Origin of the sequence: Novosphingobium sp. TCA1 (assembly GCF_009811895.1) — a bacterium.
Taxonomy (GTDB): Bacteria; Pseudomonadota; Alphaproteobacteria; order Sphingomonadales; family Sphingomonadaceae; genus Novosphingobium; species Novosphingobium panipatense_A.
Map to the genome: position 1 here is coordinate 42,503 of NZ_BLJH01000023.1, position 20,902 is coordinate 63,404.

Here is a 20,902-nt window from a genome sequence, read left to right on the forward strand (position 1 = left end):
CTGGTAGGCCGGGTACAGCCGATGCTTCCCTTCAAGAGGCCCAAACAAGCCGTGACAAGGTGCACTTTGTCGATTTTTTTGTTTGCGCTCTCCTACCCCCTAGTCGCTTTCGTTAAGAGGGCCTGCGCCGGGGCGCTTTCAGCGCGTTTGACTGCTTGAGATGATGCAACGAAAGATACCAATGGGCGTTTGCCTCGGTGCATGCCGCGCGAGGGAAGTGGATTTGTCATCAAGCGCATCTTTGGAAGACATCTTTCCTGGCGAGTCAGAGATGGCGTGCCGGATGCGGGCGTTCGATTGGAGCACGACCTCCCTGGGCGATCCGCGCGATTGGTCGGAGACGCTCAAGATCCCTTTGCGCATGCTACTGACATCCAAGTTCGAGATGTGGCTGGGCTGGGGAGACGACCTGCTGTTCTTCTACAACGATGCCTACATCCCGACGCTGGGCATCAAGCATCCCGATATGCTTGCGAAACCCTTCAGCGAGGTTTGGGCTGAAGTCTACGCCGACGTCGCCGACCAGGTCGAGAAGGTCCGCGCAGGTGAAGCGACTTGGAATAACGCTCTCCTTCTCCTGCTGGAACGCAGCGGCCACCCCGAAGAGACCTATCACAGCTTTTCCTACAGCCCGCTCTACAGTGTCGATGGAAATGTCGAGGGTTTGCTGTGCATTGTCAGCGAAGAAACCGAGCGCATCATCGGCGAACGCCGCCTCGAAACGATACGACGTCTGGGCGCCAATCTTGTTGGCGCCATGGACGAAGCGGAGGTGCGAGCCGCTGTCTGCGATGCTTTCGCCAGCAACCGGTATGATTTTCCCTTTGTCCTGTTTGCGTTCGGCGAAGAAAGAAGCATGCGCTTTGCAGCCTGTACGCCGGACGCCGTAGATATAGCGGGGCACGACTGGCATGCCGGCCAGACCGCCTTGCCGGCCGGTCAGTCTCGCCGCGTAACCCTGCGAGAAGAGGCTAACTGGCCGAGCGGCGCCTGGGAGATTGCCCCGCGCGAAGCGCTAGTCGTTGCGATCCCCGGCCCCGGCGATCAGCCGGCCTTCGGATCACTGGTTCTTGCGCTAAGCCCCTATCGCCGCGACGAGGCAGGGTTGGCGGACTTCGCCCGTCTCATCGCGGGTCAGGTGAGCGGAGCGCTCGCAAACATTGCGGCGCTCGATGCCGAGCGGCGGCGGGCTGATCGGATTTGGCTTCACAGCCGCGATCTGGTCGTGGTTGTCGATGCCGAAGGGGTCTTCCGCGCAGTAAGCCCATCCTGGACCCGCATATTCGGTTTTGATGCGCTGGATGTTGTCGGGAAACCCTTTGCGGATTTCATCGTGGCGGATGACTTGGCGCCGAGTAACGAAGCACTAGCAACCGCGCTGAGCGAGGGAGATCTGGTCGGTTTCGAGAACAGGTTCCGCACCATCGACGGAGGATCACGCTGGGTTTCCTGGCATACCGCGATGGAGGACGGGCTGGTCTATGCCTACGGGCGCGACGTAACCGAACAGAAGATCGCCGATGAGGCTCTGGCTACCGCCGAGGACGCTTTGCGGCAATCGCAGAAGATGGAAGCGGTAGGGCAACTGACAGGCGGCATTGCCCACGACTTCAACAACCTCCTGCAGGGCATAAACGGATCCCTCGAGATAATGCAGAAGAGGCTGGAGGAGGGGCGCACATTGGACATTTCGCGCTGGCTCGAAGGCGCGAAGGCTTCGGCGGACCGGGCGGCAGCACTGACCCATCGTCTGTTGGCTTTCTCTCGCCGTCAGCCGCTCGATCCGCGTCCCGTCTCGGTCAATCCGCTGATCCGCGCGATGGAAGATTTGCTCGGCCGCACGCTGGGCGAAAACATCAAAGTCGCCGTGGATTTTGAATGCGATCTGTGGGGCACGCGCTGCGATCCCAATCAGCTTGAAAGCGCGATACTCAACCTCGTGATTAACGCGCGCGATGCGATGCCTGAGGGGGGCAGCGTTACGATTCGAACCCGCAATTGTCGTTTCGATGGCGCCGAGGCAGAGGGCCGGCGCGAACTTGTCCCGGGCGACTATGTCTGCATCAATGTCGAAGATAGCGGCGTCGGAATGGACAAGGCGACGATCGAGCGTGCGTTCGAGCCGTTCTTCACGACCAAACCCCTGGGACAGGGGACAGGTCTCGGCCTTTCGATGATCTACGGGTTCGCTCGGCAATCCGAAGGGCGGGTCGAGATACATTCCGAACCCGGCCGGGGCTCCAGCATCAGCATCTTCCTCCCACGCTGCATGAACGAAGGTGCGGTGCGACCCCGGGTCGCTTCGCAGGAGCCGGATGCAGCAGCGGCCTCAGGCGAAGTGGTGCTTGTCGTCGAGGACGATCCAGTGGTGCGCGGCCTGATCAGAGAAGTCCTTGCAGAACTTGGATACACCGCTCTTGAAGCTACTGACGGTCCTGAGGGACTTAGAATCCTTCAGTCGGATGAAAGGGTGGATCTGCTCGTAACGGATATCGGATTGCCAGGCCTCAACGGTCGCCAGATAGCCGACGCCGCGAGGGCTCACAGACCCGACCTCAAAGTTCTTTTCATGACCGGTTACGCCGAGAATGCGGCGCTGCCGACAGGATTTCTCGAAAGGGGCGTGGCGATGGTGACCAAGCCTTTCGCGATGGATAAGTTTGCTTGCCAAGTGCAATCGATGATTGACGGCGGCGACTAAAGCGCCGCATAATTCCAGCCTCATTGGCCATTGCATCCCGGCAAAAGGCAGGAAAATTCGCCAAGGTAGAGCAGATCAGGATCTGTTGAGCGCCCACCTGCCAGAACAATTTGCCTGGCCCTGCAGGTCGGCTATCGGCTCATCGCCGATAGCCTATCTCTGACCAGTCCCCACCATCGAGCGGTGCAATCTTCGCAAATTCAGTCGCCGAGATGCGCAGTCTGGCCCTATCTGCGCCGAAGGAGATCGTCGATGCGGGAATGGCGCGCAGATGCTCTTCCAGCCCTATTCCCGCTGTGCTGGCGATGACGACATGGCGCACTTTGCCGGTGCGACATTCCAGCAGGGCTTCCACGACTTTACCGATACGCTTCCCATAGCAATCTTCGATCGCCATGCCGGGTAGACCGTTGGCGGTGAAAAGGGAAGGAGCGGAGGAGTGGTGACTGGCAACGCGTGCCGATCGGCCACCTTCCTCGTAGGTACTCTGTCTACCAAGCCAGCGCCATACGCCGATCAGGTTCACCACCGTGAGAAAACCGTTGGCGGCGATCAGACTCGTCTGATTGGTAGCCATTCCAAACGCGGTCCATGCGATCGAGCCAACCGTAAAGACGACGAAGCCGAAGCCGGTCATGCGCGCGCCAAGGTTCGACGCAGTCATTATCGCGGCAATCATTGTCGCTATCGGTGCGGCCCATTCGGCGTACTCGGTCAAGCAAGTGATCCTGTTTGTAGGCCCAGCCCGGCAAGTCGCGGGTTAAGTCCACAACCCTTTCGTGAACGCTGCGTTGCGCCACGCCAGGAACAACCACGTTAATCAATGTTAAGCGAGGGCCACTTGGGACCACGTTTAAAAGTAGCAGTTCTGATGCGCGTTCAGTCTGGCCGCATGCGGACCGGAATGCCCTTCGCCGCCGGGGTTTTCGAGAGCCGGTCGTGATGTCCAATCGGGATGAGCGGATTGAGTTCGGGAAAATAGCCCGCGAGAGCCCCTCGAGGGAGATCATACGGTGTTACCGCGAGGCCGCCCACCGCGCGCTCAAAGCCGTCTTCGACATCGGTCACAAGCTGCACTTGCGAACCTTGCTGAAGGCCGGCTGCCGCCATGTCCAAGGGATTCATCATCACGATCATGCGCGAGCCTTTCAGTCCGCGTAGACGGTCCGAATGGCCGTATACGGTAGTATTGAACTGGTCGTTCGAGCGTAGCGTCAACAAGGTGTATCGTCCGGCCGCGTCCTTGATGCCATTGGCGCTCAGCGTGTCGGGCACCGTAAACTCTGCCTTGCCGCTTTGCGTTTTCCACTCGCGGTCGTGCGCCGGGTTTCCGCGGTAAAAGCCGCCTGGCGTGTTCATCCTCCCGCTCATGTCATGAAATTCGTCCGGGTAGGTACGGGCGATAAGATCGCGAACTTCGCCATAGTCACCGGTCCATTCGTCCCATCGCCACTCGGGGCGCGGCGGCAGCGTCGCCTTGGCAATGGCAGCGACAATAGCAAGTTCGGATTTGAGGCTGGGGCTGGCCGGTTCCCGGCGGCCTATCGACCCGTAGATGTGGCTGAAACTGTCTTCGATAGTGACTGTTTGCGGACCCGTCGCCTGCAGGTCCTCTTCTGCGCGGACAAGGCAGGGGAGGATGTAGGCCTCTTTGCCCGGTAGTAGATGCGTGCGGTTGAGGCGTGTGGCGATATGGACTGTGAGTTCCAGATCCCGCCAGGCGGGATGAACGCGCGCTTGATCTGGTACCGCGCGCGCAAGATTGCCGCCAAGCCCGATGAATCCCTTGGCGCTACGATCGAGGACTGCGCCCAGGAACTCGATCGTGGTATGGCCCTTGTCGCTCGGCGGATCAAAGCCGAAGATCTCGCGAAGCTTGTCGAGCGGGACAAGTTCCGGCTTCTCGGAAATTCCCACTGTACGCTGGCCCTGTACGTTGGAGTGGCCACGAATAGGTTGGCAGCCTGCGCCTTTGCGACCGATGTTGCCGCGAAGAAGCAGCAGGTTCACAAGCATGCCGATCGTCTGCGAGCCATGCACCTGTTGCGTCAGGCCCATGCCGTAGATGCCGATCACATTGCTCGCCTCGGCATAGACATCGCCTGCTGCTTCCAGTTCGGCGCGCTGGATGCCGGAAACACGTTCTATCTCTGGCCAATCGGTCGCCTCGACCTTGGCGATGAAGTCGGCCTCGCCCTTGCAATGCTCGTCGAGAAAAGCGCGGTCGAGGATACCGCCTTTGTGCGCTTCGCGATCGAGAACCCGCTTGCAAACTCCCATGAGCGCGGCGATGTCGCCCCCCGGCCGCACCTGCAGGAACTGATGAGCAATTTTCGTTGGCGCCCCAAGCGTCATTTGCCAGGGATCTTGCGGATCGGCGAATTCCAGAAGCCCTTTCTCCCGCAGAGGATTGAAGGCGATGATCCTGCACCCGCGTTCGACGGCATCCTTGAGCGGATGGAGAATGCGCGGGCTGTTGGTGCCGGGGTTCTGACCAAGGTAGAAGATCGCGTCGCAGTGAGACAGATCATCAAACGTGCAGGTACCGACCGGTGAGCCGATGACTTTCTTGAGGCCGACCGATGTCGTTTCGTGGCACATGTTGGAACTGTCGGGCAGGTTGTTGTGCCCGTACATGCGTGCGAAAAGTCCATAAAGATATGACGGCTCCAGCGCCGCTTTGCCCGAGGCATAGAAAGTGACGGACTTCGGCTCCAGGCGCTGCAACTTCTTCCCAATTGCCGCAAAAGCCTCGTCCCATGAAGCGGGCACATAGCGATCGATGGCGGCATCGTAGCGAAGAGGCTCCGTGAGCCGACCGGCCATCTCGAGATCGTGATCGGACCACTCGCCAAGCTGGGCCACGCTATGCGCGGCGAAAAACGCCGCCGTGCATCGCTTCGAGGTCAGATCCCAGAGGGTGGCTTTGGCGCCATTTTCACAGAATTCGGCGACGTGAGGGTTGGGGGGCTTGGCCCAGGCGCAGGAACTGCACATGTAGCCTTCCGGCTTGTTCTGTTCTGCCAGCGTCCGAAGCGCCGCCGGCGACGCCTTGGCCTGGCGTTCCACCTCCGCCATGCCTTTCAGCGAACCCCATCCCCCGGTGGCGCCGTCGTAGCTCTGGGGCTTTACCAGATCGTCCATGCAGATGTCCTCTCAATTCGCGGGTTCGTGCATGGGGCAGCCATTGGCAGCGGCCCGGAAATCGGCTGAATGCTGGTAAGCACCTCGCCGTACCCTATTTATCCCTCCCAGCGGTCGATGCGAGGCAAGGCCTGTCCAAACCGAGAAGCGCATATTTTCATCGACTGCCCGCACGCGATCGGCATCCCAGCTATCCTGACGCGGCACACGCAAGCGGGCCACCTCGACGAAAGGCGCCTCGTCTTCTTTCCACTCAACCGAAGCATCCTCGATGGGCTGGCGATTGGCGTCGCGGCGTAATTGAACCTCGAAAGCCCATTCGGCGTCGATTCCGGCCATGTCCTCGCGCACTGTCTCGCGAATTGCGTTGGGATGTCCCTTGGTCATGACCTTTTTGCCGGCCAATTCGGTGAGCGCCAGGCCGACTGGGCGTAATCGGAACTTGGCCACATACTCTCCGTAGCGAAAAGGCGTCACGCTGAAGTATGTTTCGCCCAATGGGTCGACTTGCGGCGCGCCGCCTAGCCCTGCCAGCACCGTGCTCTCAAGCCCTATCGTGCCAAGGGCCGCATTCACTGCCCGCAGCACTTTGGAAGCCGCGACTTTAACACTTTCAGCTCGGTCAGTCGTCGCCGCTAGCATTTTGAGGCTTCGAGCAAACTTCCTGGCATCGGGCGCCGTGAAGACCGGGCCGTTGACCATGACAAAATCCTGCGTTCTTCCTTCGGCGCCCGGCAGCCGTTCGCCCTCGACGCCGATCACCTTGAGTGCAACGCCGCGCGGCAGTGCAACGGCATCGTCCAGGATGTCACCTGGGTTTGTCGATATCCGCAGGTAGGCGCGGTAGTCGCCTGGCGAGGCGAAGAGTCCCTGGGCCAATTCGCGGGGCAGGGCCCCGGCGACCTGGAATGAACCCTCAAGGATCGCGTGTGCCTTAGCGTGGACTGCGCGCACTGCCCGGCCGTAATCTTCATGGGTCGTCTGCAGGATCTTGTCGAATGAGGCATTGATCGAGGCGAGCGTCTCGTCCTCATCATCCTGCAGGTTCTCGATATCGAGAGAATAGGGCAGTGGCGGCGAAAAAGTCATGGGCAATGCTCCTGAAGGCAAGACCTGCGGCAATCGCGCAGCCTCTATGTATGGAAGGAACAACCGTCCGGAGGCGCATCAGTGCCGGGACTTGATGATCGGGCCGTCAAGGACACCGAACCCGCGACCGTTGATGCTTCGAGCCCTATCGATTCAAGATGCTGGCTTGCGACCTCCCCGCAGCAAAACCAGGCAGGCCGCGAGGAGGGTTTGTTGATGGTAAGTCAGTCGCGAGCTGTCTGTGAAGAGTGTCGCCCTTCTTCGAACTCTTCGATAAGCTTGGCGCAGAAAGCCGGGAGATCGTCCGGCTTTCTGCTCGTCACCAGGCCCTTGTCGACGACCACTTCCTCATCGACCCAGTTCCCGCCTGCATTCTCGATGTCTGTGCGGATTGAAGGAAACGAGGTGATCGTACGGCCTTTCAGCACGCCCGCCTCCACAAGCAACCACGGCGCGTGGCAGATAGCACCAACAGGTTTGCCGGCCTCGAAGAATGCTCGCACAAATTGCACGGCCTTCCTGCTTGCGCGAAGTTTGTCCGCGCCCACACTTCCGCCGGGAATGACCAGGCCGTCAAACCTGTCTGCGGACACATTGGCAAATATCTCGTCCACGGCGTAACTATTGCCGGGATCCAGATCGTTGTTGTTCGTATGGGCAGGACCTGTTTCAAGACTGATGACGGTGACATTCGCGCCTGCCTGCTCCAGCGCCTGTCTGGGCTCGACAAATTCCCGCTCCTCCGTTCCGCGCGGAGCAATGAGCAGAGCGATTGATCGATTTTCGAGGGCCATTGGATCTCCTATGGGCTTGGGCATAGTAAGCTAGATCGTACGATCCGGTTCGGACCGCCTGAGCCTTTCAACCCATGAGCCATCATCCTCGATCCCGCTGGCGTCCGCTCCGAAGGAAATTTTGCGAGGAAACACCATTTGCGCGCGACGGCTATCGTTTCAGCATGTCTTAAGGAAGGGAACCTGTCGCGGAGAGGATGCGTTCAGACGAGATCAACAATTATCTGATTTCGAGCCATGCATAAAACGCCGTCACGCGAAGATAATACTCTGGACGCAGTCAGATTTCGTGCGCGTGCGGATGCTATTTTTTGGGCATGGCAGGCGCACAGAAACGCAATTGCCGAAACTTGCCGACGCGCTTTTCCTTCCCTCACAAACGCGGATCATGGGCGCAATATTCCCAATTCCGATCAGCCTCAGAAGCGTCAGCAAAATAAAAAATGCCTGAAGCGCAGACTCTGAATTGGCAAATGCAGTTTGCTCCAAGTCCCGTTGCAAGCTACGACGTTTTTCTTATTCTGCTGTCATCGAGTCTCCCGAAAGGAGAGATGTTGCCTACTCTTCGATTACTTTGCGAACACATGCAGCCAAGTCCTCCAATGTGAAAGGCTTGCCGATCAGATGTACGCCAGGGTCAAGCGCACCGTTATGAACAACCGCATTGCGGCTGTAACCTGTCGTGAAAAGTACCTTCAGACCGGGTCGCCGCCTGCGCGCTTCATCGGCAAGCTTTCTACCGTTAACCTCGGGCATAACCACATCCGTGAACAAAAGCGCGATTTCGCTATGCGCGTCGATGAGCCTTAGCGCCGCTGCGGCACCATCGGCCTCCAGAACTCTGTATCCAAGCTCGCTTAGCGCATCGACCGAAAATTGCCGCACGCCTGGTTCATCCTCAACGACAAGGATGACTTCCCGGCTTTCACCCCGAGGCAGGTCGTAAGGTTGTACGGCCGGCTCCAGCTCCTCAACTGCGGCGACAAGGCGGGGAAGGTAAACCTTGACCGTGGTGCCTTGGCCCGGTTCGGAGTAGATCTTCACATGGCCGCCCGATTGCTTGACGAAGCCATAGACCTGGCTGAGGCCAAGCCCTGTGCCGCGGCCGACTTCCTTGGTCGTGAAGAAGGGGTCGAACGCTTTGGCAATGACTTCCTGCGGCATGCCGCTTCCCGTGTCAGTTACCGCAATCATCACATATTGACCGGTGGAAAGACCAAGGTGACCAGCTGCATAGCGTTCGTCGAGATGGCAATTGGCGGTTTCGATAGTCAATCGCCCACCCTCATGCATCGCGTCACGGGCGTTGACAGCAAGGTTGAGGATGGCGTTCTCAAGTTGATTGGGGTCGGCGAAAGTGCGCCATAATCCGCCGGCCAGGACGGTTTCAGGCTGAAGGTCCGGCAGCGTGTGTCGCAGCAGATCGGACATTCCTGCGACAAGCTTGTTCGCATCGACCACTTCGGGCTGGAGAGGTTGCTGGCGAGAAAAGGCAAGAAGTCGCTGCGTAAGCTGCGCAGCCCGGCGCGCGCCATCCATCGCCGCATCGACATAGCGCTTTGCACGCTGATCATCCTGAGCCATGCGGCGAGCAAGCAGGTCGAGCGATCCGATGACGACGGCGAGCATATTGTTGAAGTCGTGCGCGATGCCTCCGGTCAGCTGGCCAACAGCTTCCATCTTCTGGCTTTGTCTCAGCGCATCTTCGGCCTTGGTCCGTTCCGCGACTTCCTCTGCAACACGCGATTCCAACCGCTCGTTGAGTTCGCGCAGCTGCTCTTCATCTGCCTTTCGGGCGGTGACGTCGATCGCCACGCCGACGACCCGCTTGCACCGATCATCCTCGAAAACGCCGCGCCCTTTGGCTGCGACCCAGCGAATGATACCGTCTTCCTTGCCGACGGTGCGATATTCTACATCGTAAAGGGCACGCTGCTCGGGATCGGCGGCGGCGGCGAAAGCAAGACTAGTCCGCTCGAGGTCGTCTGGATGCAAACCGTCATAGAAGTCCCGCATGGACACCGGCACGCCCGGCGAAATGCCGAACATGGCTTTGGTGCGAGGCGGCCAGATCAGAATATTATCTATAAGATCGACGTCCCATAGACCAGTGTCGGACGCTTCGGTGGCAAGTCGCAGCCGTTCCTCGCTTTGGGTCAAAGCGGCTTCAGCGCGCTTGCGCTCGGTTAGATCCAGCATGGCGCCGATCATCCTGAGAGGCTTGCTCGCGGCATCTCTCAGCACAGTTCCGCGATCCAAAACGAATGCGTAGCTTCCGTCGGCTCGCTTGAAGCGGTACTCGTCGGCCCAGCCTGTGCCGCCGTGATCGATGACGGCGTGGATGCTTGCCTCGATGCGTTGGCGATCATCGGGATGGATATTGTCGAGCCACCACTCGGCACTGGTCTGCACGAAAGCATGGCCAAAGCGCGTGGCTAGAGCATCATTCCAGATGACATCTCCGTCGGCCAGGCGCCAGTCCCAGATAACGTCGCTGGTCGCGCCAATTGCAAGCCGGTATCGTTCCTCGATCTCGCGATGGCTTGCCTCGATGGCCTTGCGCTCAGTGATATCAAGAGACGTGCCAACGAGTCCGATAACTTCGCCTGTTGCACCGCGCAGGGGCGATTTTGTGGAGAGCCAGATGGCACGCCGACCATCTGGAAAGTTCACATCTTCTTCGATCTGCTGCGATACCCCGGATTTCATGATCCGCTGGTCCGTTGCCATGATCGCCGCCGCCTGCTCCTTGTCCTCCAGCACATCGAGGTCGGTTCGGCCAATATATTCGTGCGGCGCCTTGCCGATCAGTTCACTCGTACCCTGGTTGCCAATCATCAAGCGACCATCTCGGTCCTTGGCATAGACGACGCCTGGCATTGCCCCCACAAAATTATTGAGCATCGCCTCGGCCCGGTCGCGCTCGGCCTCGACGCGGCGCCGTTCACTCAGATCGATGAGGACGCCGGGGAAGCTGATCGGCGCGCCGGCTCCATCAAGGACCACATGGCCATTCGCCTCGATCCAGTGGTAGTGGCCGTCCGTCCTGCGAACGCGATACTCGTGGGAATAGCGTCCGCCGTGAGCAAGCGCCCTGTCGATCGCCGATATAAGGCCGCCCCGGTCATCGGGATGAACTGTTTCGACGATCTGCTTCAGGCTAATCCCTTCGCGCCCGAGCGCAGGGTCCAGGCCGAAGGCGTCGGCAAAGGCTTCGTCGACCGTGAAGCGATCGGCGGGCACGTCCCAAAGCCAGGTGCCGATGATCGCTCCGGCAGCCAGAGCCAGCTTGAGGCGATCCCCATCGACGCGCAGCCGCGCGATCATGGCTTCGAGTTCGTGCCGGGTCGGTTCTTCTGCGCCGGTTGGATGCAATGCTTTTGGCTCCTGTTTGCGGACATTTCTATATCGGCATGGCAAAGCGCGATCTAGCTGAAGCGGTTGATTCATGCCGCCAGAACCAACGTGCGCAGAAGCTTGGAAAAATGCCGGAGCACCGCATTGGGGAAGCGTCAAGTCTAAAAGCCCATAGAGAAAATCGGAGCTTGAAGTACCAGTAAACGGGCCGAGACCGGGCGGGCCGAGATCGCGGCGGTTAGGCCAGGCGGCGCCAGTGCATCCGGCCCGTCACCGGTCTTTGCCGAATGGATCATCTGGCATGCCGGCGGAACATTCAGGGGCATCTGACACCACAGGCATAACGCTTCACCTTCATATACATCGGCAGTTAATCGAGTTAGCCGTCTGTGGAGCTCTCTTCACAAGAGGCGACTATGAATATTTTCAAGATATCCGTTGCACTTGCGATAGCGGCGACCAGCCTGGGCATGGCCGTTGCGGCTGACGCGCACCCTCGCGATCGGCATCGCTATGAGCACCGACACCAACACCGAGATTATCGCCGCTATGACCGACCGCGACATTGGAGCGGGCACGATCACAGAGGGCATGATCGGCGCTGTTGGACGGAATGGCGTCACCATCACAAAGTGCGTGTTTGCCGCTAAATTTGCCGCTGCTGACGTCTCTCCAAGGACGGCCGGACTAGTGGGGGCCTCAATTACACCGAGACTGGGGATCCGACTGCGAACTATGGCCGATCTGCACGATCGGCCACTACACTCGAGGCGTTAAGCGCTCGGCCGAACAGGTGAGCACGGGCAGTGTAACAGCGGTGTCGATGGGCCAGACTCCGATGTGGGTGAAGTCGGCGCTATTCTGCTGAGGCATGGCGCGCTGCCAGCCTAATTTGTTCTATAGTAAAGTCGGTCAGTGCACCGACTTACAGCCGTTGCCTCCGATCAGCTGAAATGGGCGCACGAGCGGTTTCGGCACTCAATTTAGACAGTTCTTGCGCGGTATGCTTGGCGAAGTGCCGCACGTCACGTGGGCAGAACCCCATTCCTCGCGATCTACGCGGTCGGCGCGGCATGCAAAATATCGTCATTGTTCGCGCGCACGATTTTTGACTCAACACCCCAGTTTGGCGTTTCACAAAGAAGGTTAGACTCTGGTCCCTTTATACTTCGATTTCTTAAACACCGACACACTGACCTATTGGTGCAAAAATGACACGCTTGTGACAAAAGTCATTCTATTGAGAAACTCTAGCGCGAAATCGCGGTTCAATTGACCACACACCGACAAGTTCGGTGGTTGAACTGGAGTCTTCTATGAAGAAATGTCTTCTCGTGCTCGCGCTAACCGCTGCACTGCCTTCTGTCGCATCCGCTCAAGAAGAAACCGCTCCGGATGGTAGTGAGGCCTTCGGCATCGAGCCGTACGTCGGTGTGCTCGGCGGCTACCATGAATTTTCGCGTCAGAGCGAGTTCGGGTCGCCCCGCGGCGGTAGAATGAACGGGGGGCTCGTTAGCGGCGTCGCCGGCGTCAATATCCCGCTCGGACCAGCATTTGTCGGCGTCGAAGGAAACGCAACCAAAGGATTTGGCGACATCGATTGGGAATATGGCGTCAAGGGCCGTATTGGCGGTCGCGCCGGTGAGAGCGGCCTGATTTACGCGTCGGCCGGTTATCAGTGGGTCAACGGCAAGCGGGCCTACAGTGATGAGAAGGACTGGATTTACGGCGTCGGCGTCGAAGTCGGCCCTAAGGACATAGGCCTCGGCGGCGTGACCGGCAGCAGCGGCGTTCGCCTTCGTCTTTCCGCTGAAACCTACGATTTCGACAGCATCCGCCCGATGGCTGGCATAATCTTCCACTTCTAACGCGATTGTCGGCGAAGAAAGAACCTTCGCCGAGGGCCGAATGATCATGCCTGGTATGTCGTCGCACCCACCGAGAAGGCGACGTACCAGGCCTCAACTTAATTTTTTCGTTGGTCAACGATAAGCCGACATACGGTGAAATTGTATGCAAATAGCCGCAGCAGGCCACTGACGAACGACGCATTTTCTCAAGGGCCTTCGCCGTCGGGTCGATGTGCGACCCACCCCAAGCGAGGAACAGATGCGAGTTGTGACCCGGCTTGGCGTCGATAAAATGGCGGCAGCAATGGAGCGCCGAACATACCTCCTTATTTGATCCGATGTCCTAGGCGGCCTGCAATTCCGGCTGGTGCGGCCAATCGAATGTGAACTGCGTTCCTTCAACCCGGCCAAGTCGCGAAGGGCGCGTTCAGGTTTTTTATCGGTGAAGGTAGCAGCCGCATGAAAGAAACGGTTACCCAACTGGCAAAATAACCGGCCCCGTGCCGATGGGAACGACATAGGCCTTTTAATACTTTTCAAGGCGTGAATATCGCGGCTTACAATGTGAACGGCATCAATGGCCGACTGCAGATGCTGCTGCGATGGCTGATGCTGGCCGAGCCAGATGTGGTCTGTCTGCAGGAGCTAAAGGCGCCGGACAGCGGCTTCCCGGCAAGCGCACTCCGCGATCTAGGCTACGATGCGGTTTGGCATGCGCAGCCGCGCTGGAATGGGTTGCTATACTGTCGCGCGTTGGTGACGTTCACGAGACTGGGCGCGGTCTTCCAGGCGATCCCACCGATGACCAGAGCCGATATATCGAGGCTGCCGTCAACGGCGTGCTGATCGCCGGCCTTGTACCTGCCTAACGGCAATCCTCGCCCCCGGTCCCAAGTTCAACTATAAGCTGCGCTGGGTCGAGCGGCTCCACGACCATCTTGCAAGCCTAGTTGCACTCGATGCTCCGGTAATGATCGCCGGCGACTTCAACGTCATGCCGACCGATCTCGATGTCTATCCGCCCAATCGCTGGCGCGACGATGCGTTGTTCGCATCGGAAGTCCGAGCGGCCTATGCCCGCCTACTCGAGCAAGGTTGGACCGATGCGCTGCGGGAGCGGCAACCTGGTGTGCACATCTACACCTTCTGGAAATATTGGAAGAACTCGTTTGAGCGAGATGCCGGCCTGCGTATCGACCATGTTTTTCTGAACGAAAAGGCGGCCGCATGTCTGGTTGGTGTCGATGTCGATCGCCGCCCGCGGGGTTGGGACAAGACCAGCGATCACGCTGCAGTTTGGATCGAGTTGATGCAAAGGTCGAAGGGGCAGCGAAAGGCCTAGCGCTTGTCTTCAGCCAGATTTGCATACCAGTCGGCATATGGGCCGGTGCGGGCTAAGTGACGATTAAGATCGGGCGCGCCGTCGTCCCACCAGACCGGACCACGTTCCCCGAGCGCGATTTTGGTGCGATCGACTTCGGCATGCGCTTCGTTCTTAGCCTCGTCGTTCTGGCTTCTGCGTGCAACGCCGACCGCCCGTCGCGCTGCCATTAATCTCTTGACCAGCTCATCGCGTTTTGTCGGAGAAAGGCGGGGGTCGGACATTCGCCACAAGCGCCCGCGCACCACGAAATAGCGTCCGTCGGGCGTGATCGGGTGAGCGCCTGCTCGCGTGTCAGAAGGAGGTTTCACGCTGACGAAACCCGCGCCGCTGCGCGGCGTTCCCCTTCACGAGAGGAGAGCGCGATCATGGCAGAGCGAAGCTTTAAGCCTACGTTGAGGATGGCATCGGCCGCGAGGCGAGGGCTTCGTCTGCGCGAAAAGTTCGATCGTGGCGGAACCCAGGTCGGCCTCGACCGCGCGCACCAACTTGCGCAGCGGCGTGACCTCAGCGAAGCCGATGTGAAATCGATGCATAGCTTCTTCGCACGGCACGCCGTCGACAAGGACACCAAGACCCACAAGTGGAATTCGGACAGCGACCCTTCCGCAGGCTTCATCGCTTGGCTGCTGTGGGGCGGCGACGCTGGGAAGGCGTGGGTAGATCGCAAGGCGAAAACATTCGACAGCTAGGAGGCAGATTATGAAACTTTATTTTTCTCCCGGCGCTTGTAGCCTCGCCGACCATATCGCGCTCATCGAAAGCGGCCTTCCGTTTGAAATGGAAAAGGTCGACCTCGAGGCCAAGAGAACCGCCAGCGGAACCGACTACATGGTCATCAACCCCAAAGGCTACGTGCCGGCGCTCGGCCTCGACGAAGGCGGCGTTTTGACCGAGAATATCGCAATCCTGAGCTACATCGCGGAGCTTTCCGGCAAACTTACGCCGCCAAGAGAACTTGGCAGGTCTCGCGTCCTCGAAGCGCTCGCCTACATTTCGACCGAACTGCACAAAGGTTTCAAGCCGTTCTTCATGCCGAGCAGCAGCGGCGAGGAAAAATCACTCGCCTGCGAAGTTCTGGCCAAACGCTTTGCTCTGTTCGAGGTGGCTCTGGGGCATCACCCCTATGCAGTCGGCGACAGCTTCACCGTCGCCGACTGCTATCTTTTCGTCATGCTGTTTTGGGCGAAGGAAAAGGTAGGGCTTGACGTGCCGGCGAGTCTTTCAGCCTATTACGAAAGACTGCGCGACCGGAATGCGGTCGGGACGGCGCTGAAAGATGAAGGCCTCGCCTGACAGCCTCGTCACCCGTTGGACGATTGTCGCACCATTGGGATGCGGCGCTTGTCCCGACATTTTGCTGGAATTCTGGCAAGCGTGGAACAGGAAGGCCGGTGCCATCACATCGGCCTCGCCAGGAGGTCCCTTGAGAGGCTTCTCGCCAAACGTTTCCATTTTTGCGGGCTGGCGCCGCCGCATGAATCGCGCGTGGTCCAGATAGAGTCGGCACAATGGTGGTCAGATGCTCTCATTGATCATGTTCTCGGAACCCGACCAAGTGAGGGCGGTGATCGCGCCCTTGGTCGAACTCAAACCCAGCAATTCCTTGCTGCCATGGCAAATCGAAAAGTCGTTTTAATCATGATCTCAGCGCCGCACTTGAGTACGATCTAGCCTTACAAGGTATCAAGAGACGAGAAATATCGGCGGTGAAGATCAATAGCATGCCAAGGGAGTATGCGGCTAAGCAGGGCTTTCGAAGAAATTTCCCTCAGACGCGGAACATCGCTCGATCTGATGCGATCTTGGTCATATCGTAGCGCGCTTACCCTCATGAGCGAGCAATGTAGGCGATAACCGGAAAACTACGCCCCGCGGCGCACGTGTGCCCGCAGGGCTTTTTCGTTTCGGCTGGAGGCGCCAGGGAACGAGCATGATCATACCCGTCCCCAAGGATGAGCGCCGCGCCTGTGACCGTTGGCGATAGCAGATGGTAGCGCAGCCAGTCTTTGAGCAGAAGCAACCCGATGGGTGCCGGGACCGTAAGCAAGCACTTCGGACGTAGGAGCAGGGGCGAAGATCAGCTGCCGATCTATGGGTTCGATCAGTAGTGCGAACTGGGCTGGGTCAATTAGTCGGCGCTTTCGATGACGGCGGTCCCACCAAGCGGTGCGCTACGTCTCTACTCACCGCATAAGCGCAAACCGAGCTGTTGCAGATATGCAACTACATTTTCTGTAGTCGCCTTTGAGCGACAAAGGTTGGAAACTGTTGTCGGCCGAGCTTGTTCAACAGCGGTCGGAAAGATCGACATTTGATTTTGCAGGAAAAATACCATGACCAAGTTTATCGCCGTCTCCGCCCTTGCGCTGGCTGCCACTTTCGCAACCCCAGCCATGGCACAGGACGCAAACGTCCCGTTTGACGGTCCCTACGTCGCTGCGATGGCCGGCTGGGACAAGGTTCGCATCGACACCCCCATTGGTGGTGGGAGCGATGACGGCATTCTGTTCGGCGGCGTTGTCGGCTTCGATAAGAATGTTCGCGGCGTCGTGATCGGCGTGGAGGGCGAGTATGCTGATTCCGACGTCAAGGAGAGCGCCGACAACGTTTTCGCGCTGGGTGATCGCGTTTCGCTCAAGACGGGCCGTGATCTGTACGCGGGTGTTCGCCTGGGCGGTGAAGTAGTACCCGGCTTCCTTGTTTACGCAAAGGGCGGCTATACCAACGCCAAGGTTAAGGGCAGCTACGATGATGGCGCGGTTGTCGTGAGCGACAGCGACAAGCTTGAAGGCTACCGCCTCGGCGCTGGCGTCGAAACCAACGTGTCGGGTTTCCTTGCACGCGTCGAATACCGCTACTCCGATTACGGCCATTATGAAGGCACTGGCATCCAGCCTGACCGTCACCAGGTTGCAGCGATGCTTGGCTATCGCTTTTAAGTTCGTTAGGCCCACCTAGTGGAAAATGGGCGCTCTCGGCTTCGGCTGGGAGCGCCTTTTCTTTGTGCCACGTTGCAGCGTAGTGGCACCGGCGAAACCGGGGACGGTGTTCAACAGCCGTCCTTCGCGTACCGTCAACTCCAAAGCGTCATCGCTGGGTACTCACCTGAGATCCTCGTTACCGTTCCCGCGTAGAATGCCCCACCTTTCGTAGGGAGAGGGTGGGCATCCCGGCGCCGGTAGCTGCTTGGCATCGCCGAACCGACCGCGGCCCCGCTGGCCTAGGTGCGGCTCGTAACGATCAGCAAGGCCAAGGGGGCGTCGTATGGCGCATGCTCAATATCCGGGCGCTGCTCGGCCGTCGCTTCAGCGATCGTTCCGGTTTGTGTGACCGGGCGCTGCAAGACGCGGTATCGAGGTGCTGCTTGTGCCCGACCAGATTGACGATTTCTGTACGTCTATGGGATTCAATCTGATCCTGATCCTGATCTTCCGAGGCAGCCGCCGGGGGAAAGGTTCCTCACCGTGCCTGTTGAACTTGCGCACCTGATCCGCACGATAATGCTATGGAGAACTGAGTTGGAAAGGACCCGAGGCATCTAATTGCCCCGGGTCTTCAAGTTTGGGTCGCCTTGCGCATTCGCGCAAAAGGGTGGCCTTGGGCGGTAACAGAGTTACTGCCCTAGGACCGGCGACAAAATGTCCGAAGTCGCTAAAAGTTCCAATAGGTTGTCGATTTTTTAATGTGGCGCCCGCATGGATCATACTAAATCAGCGAACTCTAAAGGATCGGTAAGGCGTACCCGCGGTGTTGATCGATCATCTCGATCTTCCGGTTTTAGCCATTATTTTCCGCGTGGCGTTGGCAGGTACAGCCATACTCGCAGACGCGACCATTCGGGTGTGGCGTACGCCGAACAATGGCAGCGTTCGATTGCTGCGCGATCTTTGCGAGTGTCGTCGCCTACTAAAGCGAGAGGCCGCCCCCCGCAAAAGGGACGGCCTCTATCTCGGCGGAACCGGGGGGTAATCCGCCGAGGTCATGGCTTAACATGCGGCAAGGACAGTTGTTCCCGGCCGCGATAGCCATATCTTTCTAGAGCCTGTGGCTGCACAGGTGGACTTATCCGCTTTTGAGGACCCTCTCGGCGATAGTGTCCGATTGAATCGACGGCTCTGACGTGCGAGGCGACCCCGGTACGCAACTCCTGTCAAACGCTCCAGCGCTTACCCGCGCTGCCGCGTCATCCGCCTCCTTACATCGCGAAACATTCAGGCTGGGGCCGTTTTGCGCATTCGCGCTGGTAGCATTGTCGACTTGGGCAGGTAGCGTGAACTCGATTGGATCTGTCCCATAGGGGGCTCGCATCGAACTGCAGATTTGCTCGTTCACGATCCGATGCAGCGTTCTTAGCTGCTCAATCTCGTGCGGACCTGCGCTTCCGTTCTCTTCTGCTTTCGCTATGGCGATTTCCGGTAACTGGATGCTGTTCAAGCGCTGAGAGGCGCCCAAAGACCGGTGATGAACTCGGCTTCCGAGACATATAAAATTGGGCGGCATTTTCTGCGCGGCTATGGGTCATGGTGCGCGTACAAACCGACTTGTCGGGCAGGGTCGCGGGGCTAATGAGCATAGCGATGACGACGCCTTTCGACGATCACCACCTGGCTGCTCGGCACCTCGCGGGCCATCCCGACTTCCGGGTGCTGCAAAGACTTCGACCCGTCACTCACTTCCATGATCTGGAGAGTGATCTAGAGACCCGTGTCGGCGTTGCGGTCGATGTCGAAACGACTGGCCTTGATCACGACAGCGACCGGATCATCGAACTGGCAGTCCAGCGCTTCCGGTTTGATACGAAAGGCCGTATCGTTGAAGTTGGTCAGCCGCGTGTCTGGCGCGAGGACCCGGGCTCACCGCTCGATCCGCGGATCACGGCGCTGACCGGCCTTAGCGATGAAATGCTCGCGGGGCAGGCTATCGATGAAGCGCTGGCGACTGACATCCTCTCCTCGGCGGACCTGATTGTCGCTCACAATGCGGCGTTCGATCGCCCATTTGTTGATCGGCGGCTGCCTGCGCTTGCCGGCAAGGCCTGGGCCTGTACACTCGCCGAGCCCGATTGGCTGGAGCTTGGCTTCGATGGCCGCGCCCTCAGCCATCTCGTGTCCCAGTGTGGCTGGTTCTACGAAGGGCACCGCGCGGAGAACGATATTCTCGCGCTCATCTACCTGCTTGCCCACGACCTGCCAGGTGGCGCGACGGTTCTGGCCAAGCTCGTCGAATGCTCGGAGCGGGCCAGCTTCACTGTCAATGCTATTGACGCACCCTTCGAAGCTAAGGATCGCCTGAAGGCTCGCGGTTATCGGTGGAATGCCGCGATGCGGTTCTGGTCGCGCGAAATTGTCGAAACCGATCGCGAAGCCGAGGCCGAGTGGCTCAGCCGGGAAGTCTACGCAGAATACGGAGAGGCGGCGATGATCCCGGTAAGCGCGTGCGAACGCTACACCAAGAGCAGCGCTTGATGCGCGTGGGTCTCTTGGACGTTGGGATCAAACAACCTTCTATAGGCTGCCTCTACGCCATGACATTGGGGTACCAATGTCGAACCTTTAGCCTCACTGTTCCCGTGGACTAGCCCCGTGAACGTTGCCGTCCACGGGGGAACACCGGAGCAGGCCGGTCAGCGGCCTGTTCGGCGCCGGTAGGCATCGACTTCAGCCCTCCCGACATCGGCAGGAAAACATAGTGGCGCGTAGCCGCCACCGCGATTGTACGCGCTGCGTCCACCGCAACGGCTGCCGTTTCGCGCACTGTTGTACGGACAGGGACAGTTCCCGGGGTAAGACGCAATCGACTCGCGGATGATCCGGCTCTTGATCTGTGCGTCGGTGTCGCGCGCTACAACCGGTGCAGCGAAGCAGGCCGCCAAACCAGCGGCGGTAAGTAGTATCCATTTCATGCAAAAACCCCCCTAATTGCACCCGGCGCGCTAACGGTCGCGGACAGGGGACGTCAATCGGTCCAAGGGTAACCTATCGGACTTTGTTATAGTTATTTCAGATGTTTAACGCCGCCATGCTCACTCGGGCCGTCTGAGCACGAGATGCTACTGGCTACGTTTGCAGCATAAGGAAGTTGCTTGATAAAGTGCAGGGGCCAATAGCGGATCAGGCAGCGCGATCCATGCCCACGCCTTGGCTCGTCGTCTGTTTAATCCTGTCCGCGACCGAATGCGCCGCTGATCTGAGGGGTGCGCGTACAGCGTACGCGCAGAGAGGAGGGCCGTCTCACTCAGGTTGAGCGCATACCTTTTCAGCCGCAACGACTTCGATCATGTGACGGGAGCCGAGAAGGAAAATGCCCCGCGTTCCGCTGGATCGGAGCACGGGGCAAAATCGAGGTTTATCGCATGCTGTGGCTCTCTCGTGAGGGCGAAAGAGCCGCGAAAGGAACAGATCGTTTCACACTCGGCGATGTTCCTGCGGTGACAGAAATTTCATGCCGCGCGAGACTGCCAACCTGTTACCTGCTGCGGCATGCCACTGATCCTTGCCGCCGCGGCCGCTGTCTGCATCGCTTCTTTCCACGATGGGGATACAATTCGTCTCTGCGACGGCGAGCGGATCCGGCTTATCAACAT

Annotated in this window: 12 protein-coding genes and 1 pseudogene; 7 read left to right on the forward strand and 6 right to left on the reverse strand. The window is 59.0% G+C overall.

The window, feature by feature from the left end:
• Positions 1-241 precede the first annotated feature (241 nt).
• Positions 242-2,701, forward strand: coding sequence for a PAS domain-containing protein (locus tag NTCA1_RS21445; protein WP_236549503.1), 2,460 nt, complete (start codon positions 242-244; stop codon positions 2,699-2,701).
• A 139-nt stretch (positions 2,702-2,840) separates the two neighbouring features.
• Here the strand turns inward: NTCA1_RS21445 and NTCA1_RS21450 are convergent, their stop codons facing one another.
• The 5 genes from NTCA1_RS21450 to NTCA1_RS21470 form a co-directional block, all read right to left on the reverse strand.
• Complete coding sequence (locus NTCA1_RS21450) at positions 2,841-3,419, reverse strand: PRC-barrel domain-containing protein (RefSeq protein WP_236549504.1); 579 nt, start codon at positions 3,417-3,419, stop codon at positions 2,841-2,843.
• Positions 3,420-3,580: 161 nt separating this feature from the next.
• A complete protein-coding gene (locus NTCA1_RS21455) occupies positions 3,581-5,845 on the reverse strand; it encodes an FdhF/YdeP family oxidoreductase (RefSeq protein ID WP_159831775.1) in 2,265 nt (754 codons plus the stop codon).
• Positions 5,846-5,857: 12 nt separating this feature from the next.
• Entirely contained in the window at positions 5,858-6,934 is a 1,077-nt protein-coding gene (locus NTCA1_RS21460) for a catalase family protein (RefSeq protein ID WP_159831776.1), read from the reverse strand.
• Between the two features lie 224 nt (positions 6,935-7,158).
• Positions 7,159-7,728, reverse strand: a complete 570-nt coding sequence (locus tag NTCA1_RS21465) for a type 1 glutamine amidotransferase domain-containing protein (RefSeq protein ID WP_159831777.1) — start codon at positions 7,726-7,728, stop codon at positions 7,159-7,161.
• Between the two features lie 558 nt (positions 7,729-8,286).
• Positions 8,287-11,103, reverse strand: a complete 2,817-nt coding sequence (locus NTCA1_RS21470) for a PAS domain-containing protein (protein WP_201282559.1) — start codon at positions 11,101-11,103, stop codon at positions 8,287-8,289.
• 1,298 nt (positions 11,104-12,401) lie between these two features.
• Here NTCA1_RS21470 and NTCA1_RS21475 point away from each other — a divergent pair.
• The gene (locus NTCA1_RS21475) at positions 12,402-12,953 is read left to right on the forward strand and encodes an opacity protein (RefSeq protein WP_086494222.1); all 552 of its coding nucleotides are present in this window, start codon (positions 12,402-12,404) and stop codon (positions 12,951-12,953) included.
• Between the two features lie 525 nt (positions 12,954-13,478).
• Positions 13,479-14,277 (forward strand): annotated as a pseudogene (gene xth / locus NTCA1_RS21480) (exodeoxyribonuclease III).
• On the opposite strand, the gene NTCA1_RS21485 reads toward xth, so the two are convergent.
• Positions 14,274-14,540, reverse strand: coding sequence for a hypothetical protein (locus NTCA1_RS21485; RefSeq protein WP_236549505.1), 267 nt, complete (start codon positions 14,538-14,540; stop codon positions 14,274-14,276). The pseudogene xth and the gene NTCA1_RS21485 sit on opposite strands and share 4 nt — an antisense overlap.
• A gap of 144 nt (positions 14,541-14,684) precedes the next feature.
• Here NTCA1_RS21485 and NTCA1_RS21490 point away from each other — a divergent pair, with 144 nt between their 5' ends.
• From NTCA1_RS21490 to NTCA1_RS21505, 4 genes are all read left to right on the forward strand, one after another.
• Positions 14,685-15,008 (forward strand): hypothetical protein, encoded by a 324-nt coding sequence (locus tag NTCA1_RS21490; protein ID WP_086494220.1) that lies wholly within the window; start codon positions 14,685-14,687, stop codon positions 15,006-15,008.
• 10 nt (positions 15,009-15,018) lie between these two features.
• Positions 15,019-15,612, forward strand: a complete 594-nt coding sequence (locus NTCA1_RS21495; RefSeq protein WP_159831779.1) for a glutathione S-transferase C-terminal domain-containing protein — start codon at positions 15,019-15,021, stop codon at positions 15,610-15,612.
• 1,040 nt (positions 15,613-16,652) lie between these two features.
• Positions 16,653-17,258 (forward strand): outer membrane protein, encoded by a 606-nt coding sequence (locus NTCA1_RS21500; protein ID WP_159831780.1) that lies wholly within the window; start codon positions 16,653-16,655, stop codon positions 17,256-17,258.
• A 1,638-nt stretch (positions 17,259-18,896) separates the two neighbouring features.
• Entirely contained in the window at positions 18,897-19,784 is an 888-nt protein-coding gene (locus tag NTCA1_RS21505; RefSeq protein ID WP_159831781.1) for a 3'-5' exonuclease, read from the forward strand.
• Positions 19,785-20,902 lie beyond the last annotated feature (1,118 nt).